Origin of the sequence: Sphingobacterium sp. UME9, assembly GCF_014170215.1 — a bacterium.
Classification (GTDB): Bacteria; Bacteroidota; Bacteroidia; order Sphingobacteriales; family Sphingobacteriaceae; genus Sphingobacterium; species Sphingobacterium paramultivorum.
In genome coordinates this window covers 673,372-696,299 of the sequence record NZ_LZZP01000005.1, presented here as the reverse complement: position 1 = coordinate 696,299, position 22,928 = coordinate 673,372, and the positions used below count along the sequence as shown (strand labels likewise).

22 protein-coding genes and 1 tRNA gene are annotated in these 22,928 nt (G+C 40.0%); 14 read left to right on the top strand and 9 right to left on the bottom strand.

What is annotated here, in order from left to right:
* Positions 1 to 139 precede the first annotated feature (139 nt).
* The 3 genes from murF to A9970_RS11465 all read left to right on the top strand — a co-directional run bounded on the left by murF (position 140) and on the right by A9970_RS11465 (position 4,316).
* Complete coding sequence (gene murF, locus A9970_RS11475; RefSeq protein WP_153844462.1) at positions 140 to 1,441, top strand: UDP-N-acetylmuramoyl-tripeptide--D-alanyl-D-alanine ligase; 1,302 nt, start codon at positions 140 to 142, stop codon at positions 1,439 to 1,441.
* Between the two features lie 292 nt (positions 1,442 to 1,733).
* Positions 1,734 to 2,528 (top strand): tRNA pseudouridine(38-40) synthase TruA, encoded by a 795-nt coding sequence (truA, locus tag A9970_RS11470; protein ID WP_259655374.1) that lies wholly within the window; start codon positions 1,734 to 1,736, stop codon positions 2,526 to 2,528.
* 24 nt (positions 2,529 to 2,552) lie between these two features.
* Positions 2,553 to 4,316: an ABC transporter ATP-binding protein gene (locus tag A9970_RS11465; protein WP_153844461.1), complete on the top strand. Its 1,764-nt coding sequence runs from the start codon at positions 2,553 to 2,555 to the stop codon at positions 4,314 to 4,316.
* Here A9970_RS11465 and A9970_RS11460 read toward each other — a convergent pair whose 3' ends face one another.
* Positions 4,317 to 4,838, bottom strand: coding sequence for an acetyltransferase (locus A9970_RS11460; RefSeq protein WP_153844460.1), 522 nt, complete (start codon positions 4,836 to 4,838; stop codon positions 4,317 to 4,319).
* 194 nt (positions 4,839 to 5,032) lie between these two features.
* On the opposite strand from A9970_RS11460, the gene A9970_RS11455 reads away from it, so the two are divergent.
* Positions 5,033 to 5,515 carry a DUF4293 domain-containing protein gene (locus A9970_RS11455; RefSeq protein WP_075990265.1) on the top strand — a complete coding sequence of 161 codons (483 nt, stop codon included), beginning with the start codon at positions 5,033 to 5,035 and terminating at the stop codon, positions 5,513 to 5,515.
* Between the two features lie 67 nt (positions 5,516 to 5,582).
* Positions 5,583 to 6,047, top strand: a complete 465-nt coding sequence (locus A9970_RS11450) for a hypothetical protein (protein WP_182982357.1) — start codon at positions 5,583 to 5,585, stop codon at positions 6,045 to 6,047.
* A gap of 67 nt (positions 6,048 to 6,114) precedes the next feature.
* On the opposite strand, the gene A9970_RS11445 is transcribed toward A9970_RS11450, so the two are convergent.
* Complete coding sequence (locus tag A9970_RS11445; RefSeq protein ID WP_075990263.1) at positions 6,115 to 6,654, bottom strand: hypothetical protein; 540 nt, start codon at positions 6,652 to 6,654, stop codon at positions 6,115 to 6,117.
* Between the two features lie 222 nt (positions 6,655 to 6,876).
* On the opposite strand from A9970_RS11445, the gene ung reads away from it, so the two are divergent.
* Positions 6,877 to 7,551 (top strand): uracil-DNA glycosylase, encoded by a 675-nt coding sequence (gene ung, locus A9970_RS11440; RefSeq protein ID WP_153844458.1) that lies wholly within the window; start codon positions 6,877 to 6,879, stop codon positions 7,549 to 7,551.
* Between the two features lie 126 nt (positions 7,552 to 7,677).
* Here ung and A9970_RS11435 read toward each other — a convergent pair whose 3' ends face one another.
* Positions 7,678 to 8,148, bottom strand: a complete 471-nt coding sequence (locus A9970_RS11435) for an Lrp/AsnC family transcriptional regulator (RefSeq protein WP_046673117.1) — start codon at positions 8,146 to 8,148, stop codon at positions 7,678 to 7,680.
* A gap of 332 nt (positions 8,149 to 8,480) precedes the next feature.
* Here A9970_RS11435 and sufB point away from each other — a divergent pair, with 332 nt between their 5' ends.
* The 3 genes from sufB to sufD all read left to right on the top strand — a co-directional run bounded on the left by sufB (position 8,481) and on the right by sufD (position 12,120).
* Positions 8,481 to 9,932 (top strand): Fe-S cluster assembly protein SufB, encoded by a 1,452-nt coding sequence (gene sufB, locus A9970_RS11430; RefSeq protein ID WP_153844457.1) that lies wholly within the window; start codon positions 8,481 to 8,483, stop codon positions 9,930 to 9,932.
* A 62-nt stretch (positions 9,933 to 9,994) separates the two neighbouring features.
* The gene (gene sufC / locus A9970_RS11425) at positions 9,995 to 10,753 is read left to right on the top strand and encodes a Fe-S cluster assembly ATPase SufC (RefSeq protein ID WP_046673119.1); all 759 of its coding nucleotides are present in this window, start codon (positions 9,995 to 9,997) and stop codon (positions 10,751 to 10,753) included.
* A 59-nt stretch (positions 10,754 to 10,812) separates the two neighbouring features.
* On the top strand, positions 10,813 to 12,120 hold the full coding sequence (gene sufD, locus A9970_RS11420; protein ID WP_182982356.1) for a Fe-S cluster assembly protein SufD: 1,308 nt from the start codon (positions 10,813 to 10,815) through the stop codon (positions 12,118 to 12,120).
* 334 nt (positions 12,121 to 12,454) lie between these two features.
* Here sufD and A9970_RS11415 read toward each other — a convergent pair.
* A tRNA-Gly gene (locus A9970_RS11415) sits at positions 12,455 to 12,527 on the bottom strand.
* 59 nt (positions 12,528 to 12,586) lie between these two features.
* Positions 12,587 to 14,131: an NAD(P)/FAD-dependent oxidoreductase gene (locus tag A9970_RS11410; RefSeq protein ID WP_153844455.1), complete on the bottom strand. Its 1,545-nt coding sequence runs from the start codon at positions 14,129 to 14,131 to the stop codon at positions 12,587 to 12,589.
* Between the two features lie 165 nt (positions 14,132 to 14,296).
* On the opposite strand from A9970_RS11410, the gene A9970_RS11405 reads away from it, so the two are divergent.
* The 5 genes from A9970_RS11405 to A9970_RS11385 all read left to right on the top strand — a co-directional run bounded on the left by A9970_RS11405 (position 14,297) and on the right by A9970_RS11385 (position 18,388).
* Complete coding sequence (locus A9970_RS11405; protein WP_046673163.1) at positions 14,297 to 14,875, top strand: LemA family protein; 579 nt, start codon at positions 14,297 to 14,299, stop codon at positions 14,873 to 14,875.
* Positions 14,876 to 15,029: 154 nt separating this feature from the next.
* Positions 15,030 to 15,458 (top strand): TPM domain-containing protein, encoded by a 429-nt coding sequence (locus tag A9970_RS11400; protein WP_075990259.1) that lies wholly within the window; start codon positions 15,030 to 15,032, stop codon positions 15,456 to 15,458.
* 202 nt (positions 15,459 to 15,660) lie between these two features.
* Positions 15,661 to 16,425: a YgcG family protein gene (locus A9970_RS11395; protein WP_120335179.1), complete on the top strand. Its 765-nt coding sequence runs from the start codon at positions 15,661 to 15,663 to the stop codon at positions 16,423 to 16,425.
* Positions 16,426 to 16,499: 74 nt separating this feature from the next.
* Positions 16,500 to 17,639, top strand: coding sequence for a TlpA disulfide reductase family protein (locus A9970_RS11390; RefSeq protein ID WP_182982355.1), 1,140 nt, complete (start codon positions 16,500 to 16,502; stop codon positions 17,637 to 17,639).
* Positions 17,640 to 17,941: 302 nt separating this feature from the next.
* Positions 17,942 to 18,388: a hypothetical protein gene (locus A9970_RS11385; RefSeq protein ID WP_182330615.1), complete on the top strand. Its 447-nt coding sequence runs from the start codon at positions 17,942 to 17,944 to the stop codon at positions 18,386 to 18,388.
* A 168-nt stretch (positions 18,389 to 18,556) separates the two neighbouring features.
* Here A9970_RS11385 and pfkA read toward each other — a convergent pair whose 3' ends face one another.
* The 4 genes from pfkA to A9970_RS11365 form a co-directional block, all read right to left on the bottom strand.
* The gene (gene pfkA / locus A9970_RS11380) at positions 18,557 to 19,531 is read right to left on the bottom strand and encodes a 6-phosphofructokinase (protein WP_075990255.1); all 975 of its coding nucleotides are present in this window, start codon (positions 19,529 to 19,531) and stop codon (positions 18,557 to 18,559) included.
* A 196-nt stretch (positions 19,532 to 19,727) separates the two neighbouring features.
* A complete protein-coding gene (locus A9970_RS11375) occupies positions 19,728 to 21,434 on the bottom strand; it encodes a protein-disulfide reductase DsbD (RefSeq protein WP_182330616.1) in 1,707 nt (568 codons plus the stop codon).
* A gap of 86 nt (positions 21,435 to 21,520) precedes the next feature.
* On the bottom strand, positions 21,521 to 21,970 hold the full coding sequence (locus A9970_RS11370; RefSeq protein ID WP_182330617.1) for a protein-disulfide reductase DsbD domain-containing protein: 450 nt from the start codon (positions 21,968 to 21,970) through the stop codon (positions 21,521 to 21,523).
* 155 nt (positions 21,971 to 22,125) lie between these two features.
* Positions 22,126 to 22,896 (bottom strand): biotin--[acetyl-CoA-carboxylase] ligase, encoded by a 771-nt coding sequence (locus tag A9970_RS11365; protein WP_220801580.1) that lies wholly within the window; start codon positions 22,894 to 22,896, stop codon positions 22,126 to 22,128.
* Positions 22,897 to 22,928: the final 32 nt, after the last annotated feature.

Genomic DNA, 22,928 nt, shown 5'->3' with positions numbered 1-22,928 from the left:
TTTGGATATCTTTGATTGAGTTCATATAGCCACAAAAGGATGTTTAGAACGATTAAGAGTCCTAAATTGTCTATATGGAGTTCAATTGTATTGCATTTAAAAAGCAATTTCTCTAAGTTTGTTCAACAAATTTCTCAACATGGACATCCAATCACTCTATCAGATTTATAAGCAGTATCCAAATATTACAACGGATACACGTAAAATTGAAAAGGATAGTATTTTTTTCGCCTTAAAAGGTGCTAATTTCAATGGGAATACTTTCGCCGAGAAAGCACTTGAAATGGGCGCTAAATATGTTGTTATTGATGAAGAGACCTACCGAAAAGGAGAAGCGTATATTCTTGTTGATGATGTTTTAAAAACACTACAGCAGCTTGCAAATTACCACAGACACCAGCTACATATTCCAATTATTGGGGTGACGGGTACGAATGGAAAAACGACTACGAAGGAACTATTGTATGCCGTTGTTTCACAGAAGTATAAAGCATACGCGACAAAAGGAAATTTGAATAATCATATTGGTGTTCCCTTAACACTATTGGCAATAGATGATTCCATTGAGCTGGCAATCATCGAAATGGGGGCAAACCATTTGGAAGAAATAGCTTTGTTATGTGGAATTGCCGAACCGACACATGGTTTGATTTCTAACGTTGGTAAAGCCCATCTAGAAGGTTTTGGGTCTTTTGAAGGAGTGAAGAAAACTAAAGGTGAGCTATACGATTGGCTGCAAGACCATCAAGGTGTATTATTTTTGCAGGCCGATAATCCACACCTTAAAGAAATGGCTTCTGATCGCCAGATAGCTAACATTGTCACTTATGGTTTTTCGGAAGATAATGACGTGATTGGAAAGCTTCTTAAAGCAAATCCCCTTTTGCAAATTGAATGGCAAAAAAAGGGCATGGCCGAATCTTATGTAATTGATACACAGTTAACAGGTTCTTATAATACCGAAAACTTTCTTGCAGCAATTGCAGTAGGTCTGCATTTTGGCGTTTCTTCCGAGGCGATCAATCGGGGTATTGAAGGCTATACACCCACGAATAATCGCTCGCAGATTATGAAGACGGCCCACAATACGCTGATCTGCGATTATTATAATGCCAATGCAACAAGCATGGCCGCTGCGCTGGATAATATCCGGATTATTGAAGCGGATAAGAAAGCTATGGTATTAGGTGATATGTTTGAATTGGGGGCGGAATCATTTGAGGAACATAAAAAAATTGTTGAAAACGTAAGATCTATTCCGGCAGATCGCAAAATTTTTGTCGGCAAAGAATTTTTCGCGCATCGGTATGAAGGTGGTGAGTTTTATGAAACTACTGCCGAAGCAAAACAAGCAATCAGCGAAAAGCCGATAACTGATGCCACAGTTTTATTGAAAGCATCACGCGGCATGGCTTTTGAAAATCTGGTCGATTTACTATAGCCTTTTTAGCCCTGTGTTATGCACAACTAGGGGATAAGTTCGGGGTGCGACCATATTGCGGCCATGGTGCTCCCGCATTGAATGTACTTAAAAAGGTGGACTCAACGTGGACTCACGGTGGACTTACCGTGGTCGCAGGCCGAAGATGGTAGGAGTTTGCTATAGCGTTGGTGGCTCTGGATACCGAATTACTCGCCAAGCAGATTCGAGTAAAAAGGAAGTGCAAAACAATTAGTTTTGTCATGTAAGGATTAAATAATGATGAAAATAAGCAAATTCGTTCCGTGAAGAAATGATGCTCATTTGGAAAAACGTACCTTTGTTGCGTATAATGGATAAAAGACGTTTTTTTTTGGAAATAGCCTATTTCGGGCAGGGATATCATGGTTGGCAAATTCAGAATAATGCAATTTCCGTGCAGGAAGTGCTGAATAAAGCGCTTGAAACCCTGCTGCGGGAGCCCATTGAAACAACGGGGGCTGGCCGTACAGATACAGGTGTTCATGCTAAGCAATTGTATGCGCATTTTGATGCAGCTCCTGTGGGTATTCTGCAAAAAGCTGATCGTTTTATTCATTCGCTCAATGCCTTATTGCCTTTTGATGTGGCCGTTAAGCGCTTGATCGAAGTGGAACCCGAAGCACATGCTCGCTTCGATGCGACACAAAGATCATATGAATACCATCTTCATTTTCATAAAGATCCTTTTATCTATCCCTATTCATGTTTTATGCGCGATCGTCCGGATGTTGAAAAGATGAATGAAGCTGCGCAATTCTTATTGGGTAAACAAGATTTCGAATGCTTTAGTAAGTCTCATACGCAGGTGTTTACAAATATTTGCGATATTCGTAGAGCCGAGTGGGTATGGCATACTGAACAACATCTCGTTTTTCACATAACTGCAGATCGCTTTTTGCGCAATATGGTGCGTGCCATTGTAGGGACATCGTTGGAAATAGGGATAAAAGGCAAGTCCGTTTCATTTATGCAAGATGTTATTCAAAGTAAAAACCGCGGAAAAGCGGGCGTTTCTGTACCTGCACATGGTTTGTATTTAACAGAAGTGGCATATCCTTATATATAGAATTTAATAGATATAGAATTTAACGTGAGTCAAGATAAAATAACTGGTAAAACCTACGATATCAATTTAGTGAAACGCATGAGTCGCTATATGCGGCCCTACCATGTGTCATTTTGGATATCGGTCGTTCTAACGATATTGTTGGCCGCCGTGGCGCCCGCTTTGCCTATGCTAATTCAGCATACATTAGATAGCTATATTTTAAACTTCGATACAAGCGGCTTGTCCCTCATGCTGATAGCGATGTTGGCATTGGTTATTCTGCAGACCTTGATTCGTTATTACCATACCCTAATGACAAATACCCTGGGGCAGTCGGTCATCCGCGATATCCGGATTCAGGTATTTAACCACATTGTTCAACTCAGGCTAAAATATTTTGATCGTACGGCGTTGGGAAAACTGATTACACGTACCATTTCTGATCTGGAGACTCTTTCCAATATTTTTTCTGAGGGCTTGATCCAGATTATCGGTGATTTATTGCAGCTGGTTGTTATTCTGGTTGTGATGTTTTATTCCGATTGGAAGCTGACATTGATTGTTTTAATACCCATGCCTTTGATGGTAGCGGCAACTTACGTTTTTAAAGAGGCGATGAAATCTGCTTTTATTGATGTGAGGAAATGGGTTTCCAATTTAAATACCTTTTTGCAGGAACACATTACGGGAGTCGGTATTATCCAATATTTTGCGCGTGAAAAGCAGGAAATGGATAAGTTTAAAGAAATTAATGCGCAACATCGAAATGCACATATTCGAACCAATTGGTACTTCTCTATCTTTTTTCCTGTTTTGGAAATTATCATGGCCATTGCTTTGGGATTATTGGTGTGGTTTGGTTCCAAACAAATTATGGGTGATGTGATCTCTCCGGGTGTAGTTGTGGCCTTTATCATGTATATCAATATGATCTTTAGGCCCATTCGGGAACTTATTGACAAATTCAATACACTTCAAATGGGTATGGTGAGCGCTGAACGTATTTTTGAAGTTTTGGACACCGATGAAAAGACACCAAATTTAGGGACGTTGAAACCTGCACACATCAAAGGGGAGATTGTGTTTCGCGATGTTTGGTTCGCCTATAATGAGGAGAACTGGGTTCTAAAGGATGTTAACTTTAAAGTTAATCCGGGCGAGACTCTGGCGTTAGTTGGGGCTACTGGTGCCGGAAAATCTTCTACAATTAATATTCTGAGCCGTTTTTATGAAATCAATAAAGGTGAAATTCTATTGGATGGCCGTAATATCCGGGATTATGATCTCGATTATCTGAGAAATACCATTTCGACGGTATTGCAGGATGTATTCCTCTTCTCGGATAGCGTCATCAATAATATCACATTGGGTGATCCTGGGATATCTAGAGAACAGGTAATCGAGGCAGCAAAAGAAGTGGGCGCGCATGATTTTATTATGCGACTGCCTGGGGGCTATGATTATGATGTGAAAGAGCGGGGAGCAACCTTATCTGCGGGGCAGGCTCAATTGATTTCTTTTATACGGGCTTTGGTACACGATCCTCGGATTCTTATTTTGGATGAAGCGACTTCTTCGGTAGATACCGAAACGGAAGAAATGATCCAACATGCAATTGATAATCTCATGAAAGGAAGAACATCGATTGTTATTGCCCACCGCTTGTCCACCATTCAGAAGGCGGACAAGATTATTGTGTTGGATAAAGGCGAAATCAAGGAAATCGGAACGCATCAGGAATTGCTATCTTTTGATGGTTATTATAAAAAACTATACGATTTGCAGTTTCATTCCGCGGGGATTTAATTAAGCGATTATACTTTCTTTTGGGATAGTTTCTTCGTCTTCGATACGTGTATTTGCTTTAATTTCTGAACCGCGGCCTACTAGAACGTTTGCTCCGATCGAGACATTTGGTCCGATGTTGACAAAATCTTCAATTATGGTATTACTTTCGATAACGGCGGAACCGGCAATAACGCAGTGGTTGCCTATTTGTACATCTGGAGCGATCGAAGCGCCAGGAAGAATAATGGTGCCTTCACCAATTTCGGCTCTTTTTGATACGTAGGCTTTGGGATGGATGAGGGTCTGGAAGTTCCAGTTTGTGTTTTCTGACACAATCCTTTGGCGAAGACCAGGATTCTTGACTGCGACAAAGAAATTTTCTTCCGTGCCTTTTGATTCATGATGAAGTTGAACCTCGTAATCAAATACATCTTCAATTAGTAGCGATTTGTCAATAAGACCGCCAATTTCAATCGCTAAATCTTCTGCTACATCTACCGCAGTTTTAGCATGAGCGGTTGCTCCGTATATGTATAACATCGTATTTTTTTTTTCGCAAAGATAAAGCTTTCTAAAAAGAAGCGCTTTGGTATGATGTAAAAAAATACAACAAAATGTCAGGTTTGATTGTTTTGGTGTTTATAGAGCTGTAGGGTTGGTTGTTTTTTCGGTCGCAATTATATTGCATATGAAAATCAATTTATCTAAGTTTGTTGATATACAAAAATTAAACTATGATTCAACGTATCCAAACTGTTTATTTGCTGATAGCAGGATTAGTCATATTTGGCTTGTTTCTATTTCCCTATGTTAATTATAGCGATTTAGTGGGTTTAGGAAAAAATGTGAAGGTGACTGGTGTGTATAGTGTTGCTGCTGGCCAGTCGGTACATGAGGGGGGATTTGGTTATATTCTCCAGACTGTGGTGACCGTGTTATTGGGAGGGCTTCCGCTATTTACGATATTTAAATTTAAAAAGCGTAAAGTTCAACTTTTGCTTATATGGGTAGAGATTGTGGCGATCATCTTATTTGCAATATGGCTATACTCTTCTGCAAGTACTCATCTCGCTACGGTGAGCCAGTTTTTAGGTGCCGGGAATATCGGGGTAGGTTTCTTTTTGTTGCCTATTTCGATTATATTCTGTGCGTTAGCCATGGGTGGAGTACGTAAAGATGAAAAGTTAATCCGATCTGCCGATCGGTTGCGGGCGTAATTTTGAAACGATAACACAATAATAGTCAAAGCCACGGTCTTCGTGGCTTTTTTAAGTATAATATGATATGAATGTTTTTTTTAGATATGTTGTTGTCTTGATGCTCTTTCTTGGAGGTGGGCTTGTAAAGGCTCAGTCAGCAGATTCATTGCTGGTTGTCGACGATATTCAATTCGATGTAAAGGAATTTCACTTCGATGAGGGTAAGAATGAATTGGTGATCAATTTGTTTGCGACATCTTATAGTACCGATCCGCGGGAATATAAAATGAATACCTTTTCCACCCAAGTGTTGGATCAGAAGAAACAACCCCATTTCTTTTCAACGATTCAGATGGGAAATGTTTTGGTTAAATTTGAAGATAAGCAGAATTATCTGCACTATTTGCTAGAAGAAGATAAGCCTGTGGATATACAGGTGATTGTAAAGGATTGGAAGAAAACGGATAAGCCGGTTATGATTAAACTGGTATTTGAGAGCAGTACAGAGGAGGGTGAATTTTTGGAAGTTCCTATTTCATTAAAGAAATAATAGATTTTGGCTCTTGATAAAAAAAGCTTCGAAGTTATACTTCGAAGCTTTTTTTGATTATTCAATATTATCGATTGTATCTGATCTGCTGTTTGTCCATCATGCCCATCTGGTCTTTCATCATTTTGATCTGATCAGCTAATAATTTATTTTTATCTGCTTTTTTAGCTTCTTGAAGAAGTTTTTCGGCTTCACGCTTATTGCGCTTAGCCATGGCTACACCGGCTAGGCTCAATTTTGCTAAGGCGATATTATGGTCCATATGTAGACCCAATGCCAATGCTTTCTTAAAATATTTTTCAGATTGCATAGGTGCACGTTGTGATTCGATCAATCCGATCAGCATATTGTAGTAACCGTGCTGTTGTGGGATCAATTGCTTTTCGTAGTTGGTGATTTTACGTAGCCATTTTTCAGCTGCGGCCATATTTTGTTTACGCATATACCATTGCGCAATCAGCATATATTCGTGGAAAAATACAGTAACAAAACCTAAGATCGTGATCAAGATACCTAAGATTCCCCATCCCCAATTTCCGGTCCAGAATAAGGCAACTGTTCCGATAAGCAATGCACTGCAAATAATGATTCTAACGAGATTTGACATAAATCTTTGTTTAAAATATTTGTATTCAATTTAATTCTGCAAATATCCGTTAATTTCACCGTTTAAGCAACTCGTTCAGGTGGTTATTTTGTAAAAATGTGTTTTTCCCCTGAAGAGGATATGGATAAACGAGATGTGCTCGTGTTTTTTTGCTGTAGTCCCTTAAGAAGAGCTTATGTGGATAAATTTGCCTTTATATGCAACTTTATCTATGTTTGGGGTATGGAAAAGCAATACGATGATTCTTGGGCTCCTGTGCTAAAGCCTTTGTTTGGTCAGCCTTATATGAAACAGCTGTCTACTTTTGTGCAAGAAGAGCGGCAGAAAACGAAAGTGTTTCCACCGGCAGATCTAGTGATGAATGCTTTTAAGCTGACGCCATTGGATCAGGTAAAAGTAGTTATCTTAGGGCAGGATCCTTACCATAATGATGGGCAGGCGCACGGCTTGTCTTTCTCTGTGCCAGAAGGGATTGCTTTGCCGCCATCCTTAAAAAATATCTTTAAGGAATTACAAGACGATATACCCGGTTTTGTTGAGCCGCATGCTGGCGATTTGACGTATTGGGCCAAGCAGGGGGTGTTGTTGTTGAATGCGACATTGACAGTACAGGCGCATTTAGCTGGTTCACATCAGAAGAAAGGTTGGGAGATTTTTACAGATAGTATTATTCATGCCATTTCGGAGCGTTGTGAACATGTGGTATTTCTGTTGTGGGGAAGTTATGCCCAAAAGAAAAGTGTGCTTATTGATGCTAAGAAGCATCTTATACTAATGGCGGTTCATCCCTCACCGTTGTCTGTCTATCGTGGTTTTTTTGGTAGTAAGCATTTTTCACGCGCAAACCAATATTTGATGGAACATGGTAAAGACCCAATTGATTGGCGCCTGGTTTAAGTTTTGTCTTGAGTTAAATAAACATCATTGCCGGTGATCGTCGCATGGAGCAAATACGTCCAAAAGCGAGATTCCGGTAATGATATTTTTGATTGGGCTTATTCCTTCGCTTAATATTCTATTCGCTTAATATTCTAAAGGAATAATTGGTTCTTTTTTGCTGGTTGACATAATCATCATGGTTTGGAATGTCTTTACAAAAGGTATTTTGGAGATTTTTTCCATGATGACGCCTTCATAAGCTTTGATATCTTTTACGTAAACCTTGAGGATGAAATCACAATTGCCTGTGACGTGGTGGCATTCGGTCACCTCGGGTATCATTTTGACAGCAGCAACAAATTCAGGGATAGCGTTATGTGTATGGAAATCGAGTGAGATCTGGATAAACGATTTTATTCCGAGTCCCAGTTTCTCCTCGTCTACAAAAGCATGGTAACTTTTGATGAAGCCAGAGTTTTCCAGTTTTCGCACACGCTCTAAAGTTGGTGCGGGAGATAGTCCGATGCTAGATGCGAGTTGCAAATTAGTTATACGACCATTCTCTTGTAATAGTTTAAGAATTTTTAAATCTGTTTTATCCGGTGCAAAGGGCATATCTTAAGTCTTAATAATCAATAGTATTTGTAAATATACAAAATTATATTTGGAAATTTAAAAATATACAAAATTATTGATGATTAATAGATTTTATTTATATTATGATTGTTTAGTTATAATTTTAATCGATGTAAAATCATTTGACTGTCATAATCGATTGAAATGTGCTCATTTTAATGAAATGGAGTGATAAATGTCATTTTTTTATTAAAAATGCCTTCGTATGGTGCTATTAAATGCTGTTTTATTGGCTTTGAAATTGTAACTTTGCAGTTCGATAGGTGCGGAGGTGAAGCCCTCCCAAATTAGTTAAACCGTGAGAGCGCAATATGAGTACTAAAGACGACGATTTGTTAAAAGAGCTGGAGCTCGAAGAATATAAATACGGGTTCACGACAGATATCGAGATGGAAATTGCAGCCAAAGGCCTTACTGAGGATACGGTTCGTTTTATTTCGGCAAAAAAGAATGAACCTGAATGGCTATTGGAATGGAGATTAAAAGCTTTCCGTCATTTCTTGACGTTAAGAATGCCTACTTGGCAGAATTTCAAAGCTCCTGAAATTGATTTTCAAGAGATTTCCTACTATGCAGCCCCGAAAGCAAAACCACAGCTTAATTCGATTGATGAGGTTGACCCTGAGTTGATTGCTACCTTTGAAAAATTGGGGATTCCTTTGGATGAGCAAAAAATATTGGCAGGAGTTGTGGCGGTAGATGCTGTCTTTGACTCGGTATCTGTCAAAACAACGTTTCGTGAGAAATTAAAAGAACAAGGTGTTATTTTCTGTTCATTTGGTGAGGCTGTGCAAGAGCATCCTGACCTGGTGAAAAAATATTTGGGTACAGTAGTTCCACAGACAGATAACATTTATGCAGCGTTGAATTCTGCAGTGTTTTCGGATGGATCCTTTGTTTACGTTCCAAAAGGCGTTAGATGTCCAATGGAATTATCGACCTATTTCCGTATCAATGCACAGAATACCGGACAATTTGAACGCACGTTGATCATTGCAGATGAGGGAGCTTATGTTTCTTATTTGGAGGGATGTACTGCACCTATGCGTGATGAAAACCAGCTGCATGCTGCAGTGGTTGAATTGATTGCCGAACGCGATGCTGATATTAAATATTCTACCGTGCAAAACTGGTACCCTGGTGATAAAGATGGAAAAGGTGGTATTTATAACTTTGTAACCAAGCGTGGAATCTGTAAGGGTGATAACAGTAAAATCTCCTGGACACAGGTAGAAACTGGTTCTGCAATTACATGGAAATACCCCGGAGTGATTTTAAAGGGTGATAACTCTATTGGCGAGTTTTACTCTGTAGCCATGACACGTAATTATCAGGTAGCTGATACAGGAACGAAGATGGTTCATTTGGGTAAAAACACGAAATCTAAAATTATTTCTAAAGGTATCTCTGCCGGTAAGAGCCACAACAGTTATAGAGGTTTAGTGAAAATCGGTCCAAATGCAGACAACTCACGTAACTTTACACAATGTGACTCCTTATTGATCGGTGATAAATGTGGGGCACATACATTCCCTTATATCGAAAATAGAAATAAGACAGCCAAATTAGAGCATGAGGCGACTACTTCCAAAATCGGTGAGGACCAAGTATTCTATTTGAATCAACGTGGGATCGATTCTGAGAAAGCTGTTGGTTTAATTGTCAACGGGTATGCGAAGGAAGTATTAAATCAATTGCCGATGGAGTTTGCTGTAGAGGCTCAAAAATTATTGGCAATTTCATTAGAAGGTTCAGTAGGATAGATAAAAAATCATTGGGAATGTAGTTTATGACGCTACATTACACCATACTCAATACGAATAAAATGTTAAGCATTAAAAATTTACATGCGTCTGTAGAAGACAAACAAATATTAAAAGGGTTAAACCTAGAAGTAAAAGCTGGAGAAGTTCATGCGATTATGGGACCAAATGGTGCTGGTAAAAGTACATTAGGTAATGTATTAGCCGGACGTGAATCCTATGAAGTAAGTGAAGGTTCTGCACTATTGGACGGTGTAGATTTATTGGATCTTTCACCTGAGGACCGCGCACGTGAAGGGCTGTTTTTGGCTTTTCAATATCCTGTTGAGATTCCGGGCGTATCGAATATCAATTTCTTGAAAACAGCTGTAAATGATATTCGTGAGTATAAAGGCCTTCCTCCAATGGAAGCGAAGGAATTTTTACAAATGGTAAAAGATAAGCAAAAATTGGTTGAATTTTCGGCTAATTTGGCTAACCGCTCTTTAAATGAAGGATTTTCCGGTGGTGAGAAAAAGCGTAACGAAATTTTTCAATTAGCGATGTTGAATCCGAAATTATCTATTTTGGATGAGACAGATTCTGGTTTGGATATCGATGCACTTCGTATCGTTGCAAATGGCGTGAATCAATTGCGCTCTAAAGACAATGCTTTTATTGTTATTACACACTACCAACGTTTGTTGGATTATATCGTTCCAGATTTTGTTCACGTATTGTACAATGGCCGTATCGTGAAATCGGGACCTAAAGAATTGGCTTTGGAGCTCGAAGAAAAAGGATACGATTGGTTAAAAGAATATGATACACAAAACGCCTAATCTTTTACCTGAGTAAATAGGATTGGAAGAGAATTTTGGCGATTTGATTAAAAAATAACATGAGTACATTAGTTTCAGAATCATTACTTCAACAAGTGTTGGGAGCTTTCAAAGAGCAGGGCGTTTCAGACGAACCTTCGTTTTTCGTGGAGGCCCGCCAACTTGCATTCGAGCGTTTCGAAGCAGCAGGCTTTCCCACCGTTAAGAATGAAGAATGGAAATATACAAACATCCACAGTATTATCAATAAGCCTTATGCGCTTGATGTCGATGTGGATATCGAAGGCTTAGACTTTAGTGCAGGGGAGATTCCTCAATTGGATGCCTACCGTATTATCTTGGTGAATGGTCAGTATGTGTTAGCGGTAAGTGAATTAGAAAGTGTGAAGGGACTGACGGTTATTCCAATGGATGAAGCCACTTCAGAGCCTGCATTCGAGAGCCATTTTGCTAAATATGCGGATAAGTCAGACAATATTATGGTCGCATTGAATACGGCTGCTTTTACAAATGGTGTTTTTATACATTTGAAAAAGGGAGTTGTACTTGATAAACCAATACAGATTATTCATGTCGCTACAGGGAAAGAGGATTTCTTTGCACAAACACGCAATTTGATCGTTGTCGAGCCAAATGCTGAGCTTGAATTGATCGAAAGCTTTATCACTGCAGAAGGTACTGCAAATAATGTACACAATAAGGTCTCTGAGATTATCGTCAAAGAGAACGCTAAAGTACAACATTATTATTTACAGCTCGCAGAATCTGTAAGCCGTTACTTTAATCATACAGAGGTATACCAAGAAAAAGATAGCCTTTATAATAATTACAACTGTAATTTTCCTGGCGCTTCTTTTATCCGTAACAATATCAATGTTCGCTTGGATGCAGCACATGTGGAGAGCCATTTATATGGAATCAACTTAACTGCAGGTGATCAATTGGTCGATAATCATACCATTGTAGACCACCTTAAGCCACATTGTGAGTCTTACGAATGGTATAAAAATATTACACAGGACAAGTCCATTGCGGTTTTCAATGGAAAAATCTTTGTGCGTGAGGATGCTCAAAAAACAAATGCTTTTCAACAGAACAATAATATGTTGATGTCGGACAATTCGGCGGTTTACACCAAGCCACAATTGGAGATCTTTGCAGATGACGTAAAATGTTCACACGGATGTACCATCGGTCAGTTTGATAATGAAGCCTTATTTTATTTGAGAGCAAGAGGAATTGGTGAAGAGTCTGCACGTATCCTGTTGGTACATGCATTTGCATTTGACGTAACGACACGTTTCTCTAATGAAGTTGTTCGCAAATATGTTGAAGAGCTTGTAGAAGAAAGTCTAAGAACAAATTAAATCCATTTAGGATCATATACTTTTAAATATGGCGTTTACCGATACGGTGAACGCCATTTTTTATAGAAACAATTGGATCTACGGTACCTGTTTGTAGTTTTGTGCGACCATGTACATGTCTTTATATACAACTTACGCTTACAAACCTTGGGTTTTATAGCGTGTTCGCTTTTTCTCTTGTTAAGATCTCTATCGAAAAATAGATAGGAGGGCCTCTTTATATTAGGATATTGGGATATTATCTTTTTTCAATGCTCCAATTAGGAGGCTGGCAAGAAAGAAAGTATAATGCTATAAAACAGAAAAAGCTTCCAAATTTTGGAAGCTTTTTTAGAGCGAAAGACGAGATTCGAACTCGCGACCCCAACCTTGGCAAGGTTGTGCTCTACCAACTGAGCTACTTTCGCGTTGATGCTACAAAAGTAAGGCATTTATTCGTATTCTGCAAGAGAAAAAACAAAAAATGTTAACTTAAATTGATCGCATCAACACAATTAATACCGTCTATAGCCGCTGAAATGATACCTCCGGCATAACCTGCACCCTCACCACAAGGGTAAAGTCCTTTGACCTGAGGGTGTTGTAAATCTTCTTTATTTCTAGGAATCCGAATCGGTGAAGATGTCCGTGATTCTACACCAACTAAAATGGCTTCATTGGTATAATACCCCTTCATCTTTTTGCCAAAGATTGGCAATGCACCGCGTAATGCTTCGTGAACAAAAGCAGGTAGCACTTCGGTGAGATCTGCAGATGCTGTTCCGGGTTTGTAAGAGTTTTCTGGCAGATCCATAGACACACGTCCTTCGACAAAGTCGACCATACGTTGTGCCGGAGCAACGAGTTTACCACCACCTACGGCAAAAGCCTTTCGCTCGATCTCTTTCTGAAAATTAAGTAATGCAAAAGGATCCTTATGTGCATTGGCAACGTCCTCAAGGTTAATCTGAATAACGGTGCCTGAATTGGCGTGCGGATTGTTTCGTTTGGATGGGGACCATCCGTTGACAACAATTTCATCTAAATCTGTTGCACAGGGAGCGATAACGCCACCTGGGCACATGCAGAATGAAAATACCCCACGGTCATTAACCTGTTCAACCAAACTATAATATGCAGGGGGTAAATGCTCGCTTCTAACCTGACAATGGTATTGCGCCTGATCAATGATTGACTGCGGATGTTCGATGCGCACCCCCAATGCAAAGGCTTTGGCTTCGATCAGCCAGTTATTACGGTGAAAAAGCTCAAAGATGTCCCGTGCAGAGTGTCCTGTTGCTACGATGACGTGATCGGCCTTAATTTCTTCGCCACTGGCTAACTTGACCCCGCGCACATGACCGAAAGATTCTAAAATGTCGTCGACACGTTGGTCAAAATGAAATTCGCCCCCAAATTCAAGAACACTCTCGCGCATTGCTTCAATAATATGCGGCAGTTTATTTGTACCAATATGTGGCCGTGCATTGACTAGAATATCTGTCGTAGCACCATGGGAGACAAAAAGATTGAGCACTTTGTCTACATCACCTCTTTTATTGGAACGTGTATATAGTTTCCCGTCGGAGTAAGTTCCGGCTCCACCTTCACCAAAACAGTAGTTTGATTCGGGATTTACGATGCCTTCTCGGTTCAGCTTTGCTAGATCGCGTCTACGGTCCTGTACTTTCTTACCGCGTTCGATTACAATTGGTTTGAGCCCACGCTCAATGCAGCGGATAGCCGCAAATATGCCGGCAGGGCCTGCTCCAATAATAATAACGGATTTTCCGTCTTTGACAGACTTGAAATTATTTTCGTAGATTTCAGGAACAGGCAGTTCATCGATATAGTAGATAACCCTTGCCCGGTAGACCACCTGCTTGCTTCGGGCATCAATTGAACGTTTCCGGATTTTATAACCTTTGATTTGCTGGGGTTGAACGCGTAAAGCTTTTATGCCCTGCTGTATAATGTACTGTTCGTCCTCGATCCTTTCTGGAAGTATCGCAATTTCGATTTCTTTTTGCATAGTATGAGGGCTGGGTTTTTATCCCAAAACCGAGACAAAGTTAATGAATATTGGCTATTTGGAGATTTGGAAATAAAAATATTCTTATCTTAGTAAGAGCTTGGTATATGCTTTGATAGTGTAACCGTATAATTTGAATAGTATTTAATTCTTTGAACAATGAAAATTAAAAGATTTTTGGTCGCCCTATGTGGTTTATTTGCATTAGTATCATTAAACTCCTGTGGCTACAATACGATGGTCTCACAAGATGAGAATGTTAAAGGAAAATGGGCACAAGTTGAAAATGCGTATCAACGTCGTGCGGATCTAGTTCCAAATTTGGTTAATACGGTAAAAGGAGCGGCAAAGCACGAAGAAAGTACATTGACAGCCGTTGTAGAGGCGAGAGCTAAAGCAACTTCGGTGACGATTAATGCCGATGATTTGTCTGAGGAGAATATTGCCAAGTTTCAAAAAGTTCAGGATGAATTCAGCGGTTCGTTGAGTCGACTTTTAGCGTCGGTTGAAGCTTATCCTGATTTGAAGGCAAATCAGAACTTTTTGGAATTACAAGCACAGTTGGAAGGTACTGAAAACCGTATTTCAACAGAACGTAGATCTTACAATGAAGCGGTACAGCAATACAATACCACCGTACGTAGCTTCCCGAATAATTTAATGGCGGGTATGTTCGGATTTAAGGCAAAAGGTACATTTACTGCGGCCCCTGGTTCGGATAAAGCGCCAACGGTATCATTCTAATAGTAAATTATTAGTAATGAACAGGACGATGGATGATGCGGCTTTCGTAGAAGCACATCATCCATTTTTTTATCGTGTTTTAACTAGTTTTAGATACTTTGAATCAGGAATACCGTTTGGTAATTTGGTTTAGGAGTGCAAACTTATACAGACTATGGCATTAAATTCTGAAGAACAAGAGAAGATCGTTCACGCCATTAATGTGGCTGAAAATGAGACTTCTGGTGAGATTCGTGTAGTGGTAGAAAATCATTGCCCCGACGAGGTACATGATCGTGCAACACATTATTTTTCCAAATTGGGCATGCATAAGACCACGTTGAAAAACGGTGTTCTTATCTATATCGCGCTTGAAGACCATAAATTTTCCATTATCGGCGATAAGGGAATCCATCAACGTGTAGAAAGTGATTTTTGGAATAGTACCAAAGATCTTATGGTGGCGGAGTTTCGGGTGGATCGCATTGTTGAGGGCTTGGTCAAAGGGATCGAGCATGCGGGTAAACAATTGGCGAAATTCTTTCCGCGTGAACACGATGACATCAATGAGCTTCCAAATGATATTGTTTTTGGAGACCGTTAATTGTTAAGTGGCCAGCAAGAACCCCGAGCTGCTATTGCCTGTCTCGCAAATAGGTTGATAAAAATTGTGATAAACCCGACTTCGGGATTCACCGAACGCCATTAGGAGCATGAAAGCTGCTTAAGGCAAATAAAAATGAATAAAAGAGAATAATAGGATGAAATTTGTATCGAGATTATTTTCTCGGATTCGAATCCCTGCTATGGCTATGTTGCTTTGTATGCTGTCGATAGCCACAGTATTGGGTCAAGATTTCCCGGAAACATCAAACAGACTTGTCAATGATTATACAAACACATTGACAGCAAGTCAGAAGCAATTATTGGAGCAGAAGCTATTGGCATTTGAGGATTCCGCATCTACGCAGATTGCAGTGGTTATGATGAATTCTACCGGCGGCTATGATATTTCTGATTATGCAGTCCGTTTAGCGAAAAAATGGGGTATTGGGAATAAAAAGTATAATAACGGTATTCTGTTGTTGGTAGCGCTGGGAGATCGTGCGGTGACCATTCAAACAGGTTATGGTATAGAGGGGGCTGTCCCCGATGCCATTGCATATCGTATTATTGAAAATGATATCAAACCGGCTTTTCGTCAAGGAGATTACTACAAAGGAGTCGACGATGCAACCAGTTCCCTAATTTCCTACACAAAAGGAGAATACAAAGCTGATCCAAAACAACCGAAAGGAAAGGGATCAGGTTCGGTGATGTTTGTCATTATTATTGTGATATTCTTGATTGTTATTTTCTCCAATCGCGGTGGCCGCGGTGGAGGTGGTGGTGGAGGCCGTGTGATGAATGGACGCGGAGCTTCTGATATCTTTTGGTGGACATTGCTGAATGGTCTTGGCGGTGGTGGCGGTCGCGGTGGCGGCGGTGGCTTCGGTGGTGGTTCAGGTGGCGGTTTTGGCGGTTTCGGTGGCGGTGATTTTGGGGGTGGCGGTGCTTCAGGACGTTGGTAACAACTTTGCTAAATAATGTTAAATAGGAGGACAGTGAAACGGAAATGTTTTACATTTATGGGAAGTATATAATTATGAAAAAGGGAATATTAATGGGTTTAAGCTTTTTACCAGCCTTGTTAATGGCACAAGAAAGCTACACGGTTACAGGAAAGGTAAACACGACGTCGGACAAAGCGAAAGTGTTTATGCAATATGCTGCCAATGGAACTCGCCAAACAGATTCAGCAACGGTTGTAAAAGGTGAGTTTAAGTTCAATGGACAGGTGACTTCGCCAACGAAGGGTATGATGATCTATTCACCGGAGGGCTTATCTTTCGCTGAACTTAGAAATAGTCAAAAGCAGCCTGAAACAGCACAGCTGTATCTTTCTAAAGGAGTTATCAAAGTCGATGCAACCAAAGGATTCAAAAATGCAACCGTCTCGGGTACAGCGCTCAATGATGATCTGACGCAATACAAGGCTTTTGTGAAACCTCATGCAGATGCGTTCGAGGCGTTGAACCAACAATATTATGCTGCTTCGGAGACTCAAAAACAGGATCCTAAATTCATCGAAGGTCTGCAAAAACAGGCTGGTGAGATTTCCGAAAAAATGGAAAAAGCAGATGCTGAATTTATTAACAAAAACCCAAAAAGCTGGTATACGTTGGATTTGTTGTCTGAGAATGTCAGCGGTGAGAACGTCAATGAATATGTGACTTCTTTTGAGAAATTGTCTCCTGAATTGAAAAATTCTGAAAAAGGGAAGGAATTGGCTGAGCGTATCCAGAAATTGAAAGCAGTGGCTGTTGGTTCGGTAGCGCCTGACTTTACATTGCCAGACACAACAGGAAAAAATATCTCCTTATCTTCTTTAAGAGGTAAATATGTTTTATTGGATTTTTGGGCAAGCTGGTGTGGCCCTTGTCGCCATGAGAACCCGAACGTCGTTGCGGCTTTCAATAAATTCAAAGATAAAGGATTTACCGTGTTTGGTGTTTCTTTAGACAATCCGGGTAAAAAAGATGCCTGGGTGAAAGCTATCCATGATGATAATTTACAACAATGGCCACACGTTTCGGACCTACAGGGTTGGAAATCGGCTCCGGTTAAGTTGTACGAAGTACGTGGTATTCCGCAAAACTTCCTCATTGATCCTTCCGGTAAAATTGTCGCATCAAATTTAAGAGGTGAAGCTTTGGAGGCTAAGTTAGCTGAATTGCTAAAATAAATCGGTATATAACCGCCATTAGGCATTTGAATAACCCCTAATTGTTATACTCAGGTGAACTGAGCCTACAATTAGGGGTTTCTTATTAATCATGTTGTCCTAATGGCGCTTTCATCGTTACTGCGCTAGCGGCTGTGATAACATAGAAGGAATTCACTAACTTCGCCTGTTGCTATAGCGAATGATTACATGGAACTACTATATCCTCATGTACAGCCCAACTAAGGGGTGATGAATCCTGGGTTTTAAACAAGTTGAGCAATTGGATTTCTAATGCTATTGTGGTAATAAAAATTATAAAGATGAATAAAACAGTAATTCTAAGCATATTTCTAGGGAGTGTGATTGCTTCCTGCAGTGGCGATCAGGATAAGGGGATTCCCGTTGTCAACCTAGAGGCATTGCACGCTATTCCTTTGGATCACGCTATTGATCAATTGGCTAAAGACACGACTTTTATCGATGTTACGCTGCCGCCTAATGCCAGAATCGATCAATTGTCGCAGCAGGAGCTGGGCCAACTAAAAGCTGCTGCATATCGTTTTTATCAGCATGTTACACTGGAAAATAATCAATACCGTGTTGATCTTAAAGATCCTAAGGTATTGCATTTATCGGAACAGGTTGTTAAGGCCTATGAACAGGCAATCAGCAACACGAATCACTTTGCTGACTCGATGGCGAAAGCAGGCCAAGCCATTCAGTTGCCTCCGGTATCTGAAGAGTACCTCAATAATTTGCTTAAATAACAACTGTGCAGGATATGGTACTATTGGGGCTTTATGTCACATGACAGTTTGGGTGTCAGACCTTAACCAAAGAATTTGGACAATCTAGTAACGGAAGTCAATAAAAAAAGAGTATACATCACAATGTATACTCTTTTTTTATTGTTAGTTAAGAATAACTTATATCACTTACAAAGAAAGGATTTCAATGATACGAAGCAGATCTTCATTCATTTTTACGTTATGCTTGATGGCGCTCTTAAAAGGAGTGAATCTTACTTCACTGCAAATCAGTCCGGCCATTTCACCCCTGCGACCTTGTAGTAAAGCCTCTACGGATGCAACTCCAAGCCTGCTGGCTAACACGCGATCCATACATGTTGGGCTTCCGCCGCGTTGAATATGTCCTAAAATTGATAATCTAACATCGTAATGCGGGAAATTTTCCTTGATTTTTTCCGAAACAACCATGCCGCCTTCTTTGTCACCTTCAGCAACAATAATAATGCGGGATGATTTATTTTTACGGGATTTGTCAAGTCTTTTCATGATCGCATCATAGTCTACCTCGAACTCAGGAACCAGAACTGCTTCGGCACCGGTACTGATACCAGAACGAACGGCGATAAGCCCAGAGTCGCGACCCATCACTTCGATCACAAAAAGTCTATCATGAGACTCGGCGGTGTCGCGAATTTTGTCTACGGCTTGGATAACGGTATTAATGGCTGTATCATAACCAATCGTAAAGTCTGTGCCGGCCAAATCGTTATCAATTGTGCCCGGAAGACCGATGATCGGAAAATCGAATTCTTCTATAAATTTGGATGCGCCAGTAAATGTACCGTCGCCACCGATGACAACCATGGCATCAATACCGTGGCTGCGTAAATTTTCATAAGCCTGTTTACGTCCTTCAATAGTTTTGAAGGCCTCGCTACGGGCTGTTTTTAGGATAGTACCACCACGTTGTATGATATTGGCTACAGATTTAGCATCCATAGGGATGATCTCACCATTCACTAGACCATCATAACCTCTGCGTACGCCAAATACTTCCAGATTATTGTAGATACCCGCTCTAACAACAGCACGGATACCAGCATTCATTCCTGGAGCATCTCCTCCAGATGTCAAAACAGCAATTTTTTTAATGTTACTCATACGTACTCAAACTTAGCTATTTTTAAGCGTATATACAATTATATTTCCGTTATTGGAAGTCGCCGATAACGCTATTAAGAACAAGCAAGAGCTTTTTTAAGTGCAATTCACCTAAGCGTGAGCTAAAGATAATGCAAATTTAATAATTGCTTTTTCTCATGTATCATTCAATACGGATATCTCCAGCGTATACAGACTATTTTTTTGCCTTAAAGGCGTCAATTCCGCTCTGTAAAAACGCAGTATACTCTGCTACATTATAGTTTGCACCGGTTTTTGGAACCAATACTGTTCCTGATGCATCGACGATGACATAGAGTGGTTGCGAATTGCTGTCGAAAGCTGAGGCTTGGAAATCACTGTTTTTATTACCTATAGTTTTGATTTTTTTGCCACTATATTTTGAAACGAATTGTTCGTTTGCAGGTAATTCTGTTTTATCATCAACAAATAATTCAGCCATAATAAATTCCTCTTTCAAGAGCTTGGCAACCGCAGGATCAGTCCATACATTTGCTTCCATTTTTCGGCAATTGACACAATTCCAGCCTGTAAAATCTATCAATACCGGTTTATTCAGTTCTTTTGCTGTTTCCAAGGCTTGATCATAATCGTAGTATGGATCAAATCCTTTTGGTGTACCACGTTCGTGAAAAATCTCCGCGTATTTTTTAACCTTACCATCATTGTGTGAAGGAGCGGCTGCTATTCCTGCCGACAGGTCAAAGTCCTGTGTTGCCGAAGGTGGCAAGAAGGCTGAAATCGATTTTAGGGGAGCTCCCCACAGTCCCGGTACCATATAGATAACGAAGGAAAATACAATGATAGCGAGAATAGTTCTCGGTACAGATAGGAATTTTAATTCGCTGTCATGTGAAAACTTGATCTTTCCAATAAGATATAAGCCCATCATACTAAAAATGGCAATCCATAGCGATAAGAACACTTCTCGATCCAGCCAATTCCAGTGGTAAGCCAAATCTACATTTGATAAGAATTTCAGCGCTAGTGCGAGCTCTAAGAAGCCAAGTACAACCTTCACCGAATTTAGCCAGCCGCCAGATTTTGGGAGGGATTTTAACATCGAAGGGAACATCGCAAATAAACCAAAAGGAATTGCAAGTGCTATAGAAAAACCGAGCATACCGATTGCGGGACCTAAGCGTTCTCCTTTTGAGGCCGCTTCGACCAGTAAGGTGCCAATAATGGGGCCAGTACAGGAGAAAGATACCAGTGAAAGGCTGAATGCCATAAAGAAAAGTCCTACAAGACCGCCTTTGTCGGATTTGGCATCCATTTTATTGACGAAAGAACTTGGCAACGTAATTTCAAAAGCGCCAAAAAAGGACGCGGCAAAAACAACCAATAACAGAAAGAATAGGAAATTAAATACCCCATTTGTCGATAAAGCATTCAACGCATCCGAACCGAAGGCAATCGTAATAATCATTCCTAGAGCGACGTAGATCACAATAATGAAGAGACCATATAAGAGTGCCTTGCTGATACCGCTTGCGCGGCTTCCGGCCTGTTTTGTAAAATAGCTTACGGTAAGTGGGAGCATTGGAAATATACAAGGCATGAGCAATGCTGCGAAGCCGCCAACTAATCCAGCAATAAAGATACTCCAAAGTGATTTTTTTCCTGATTCTTGATTTCCGGAGGAAGCGTTTGCCTTAGCTGGAACTATTTTACTGCTATCTTGACTAACCATCGTGTCAGGTGAAGCTGTAAAATTTAGATCCTCAGGTACTGCTTCAACAGCAGTAGCTGTATCCGGTGATGATTCAAATTGAAGCCCTTCTGTATTTGTTAAGCTATCTTGTGCAGAGGCAAAAGTTGCTGTAGTTAAAGAAAGGCTGAAAAAAGCAATTAAAAGTAGAATGAATGTGTTTTTTAACATGCGTATGAATTTCTGATGTTATGGTCAAAAATAAAAAAAGGCGATGAGAATCGCCTTATTAATTTATCCGTGTAGAATCATTTTTACTATTTGATTGTCACAGCAAAAGCATATTCGTCTGGAGGAAGACATTGTGATGCATCACATGCTTGCCATTCGACAGTACCTTTAACTGTGGCAGTTCCTTTGTTTAAAGTTACTTTTTGTTGGAAAATTACCTCGTTTGTAAAATAACCAACATCCATCTTAAATACATCCTCATGTTTTACTTTTGGTTTTGGCTCTGCAGTTTTACCTACTAGTGCATAATCAGCAGCTTTAGCGAAGGTGAAAGAAGTTGGAATTGGCCCGCCATCTTTCACATTTTGTGAATAAATGTGCCATCCACTTTGGATTGTAGCTTTTACATAAACTACAGCTTCCTTGTTATTTAACTTTTTGCTGGCCACAGTCCATTTTACAGGCTTGTGAATCTGAGCGAATGCTCCCGTAACTGCAAAAATTACTGCAGTCATTAACAGTATTAACTTTTTCATCCGAATTTAATTTGTTCTTTCCTTTTCCGCTACAATGATTGCAGTGTGTTATTGTTCTTTGATGCTTCGTGTGAATAAAGGTTTAATCACGCTGTTGACAAATTTAGAACAAAGGTTTGACAATTCTAAAATGGGCTATCGTTTTTTTGTAAAGATTAGGTAATAAGATGTGTAATTTCTTTGATATCAAATTCGCGAAGGGCGTCTTCCAAAAGAACGCATAGTTTCCCATCGCTAGATACCTGTTGAATGATTCCAGTTTTCTTGATGCCATTGATGAGAAATGGTCTTTCTTCACCTTTCCAAAACAATAACGCGTTGTAGCGGCTTAACTGATATTGGGCACCCTCTTTATAAAGGGTCAGGTACTCCTGTTGGATCACTTGGAACAACTCATGAGCGAGTACCTTGATGTTGTAATCCTGTCGATCGGTCAGGTAGGCGAGCGAGGTTATTGTTGTTGCTGTGTCAAAATTAATTTGATTAATATTTACACCGATGCCGATAATAGCGCTGTCGATTTTACTGCCTTTTAATTTATTTTCTATTAAAATGCCTGTGATTTTTTTTGAATTGACGTAAATATCATTGGGCCATTTCACGGCAACAGGCTGCTCCGTTTTGCTTTGCAGCCAATTGACGGTTGCAATGGCGATTGTAGCTGAAAGCGCAAATTGTTGTGCTATTGGTAGGAATTGAGGCTTTAAGAGGATAGATGTCGTTAGGTTTTTCCCTGGTTCACTGACCCAGGAGCTTCCGCGCTGCCCCTTACCCTGAAATTGTTCTTCTGCTAAAATGGCAGTCCCCTCAGCTAGTGGCTTGAAATTTGACAATAATTCTCTGAGATAATCGTTTGTAGAGGCGACTTTGTCAAGATATATTGTATTTTGACCGATGATAAGTCCCGAAATATTGTTATTTTGCAAACTGAAAGTATTAAATAAATATTAAGTCAAAA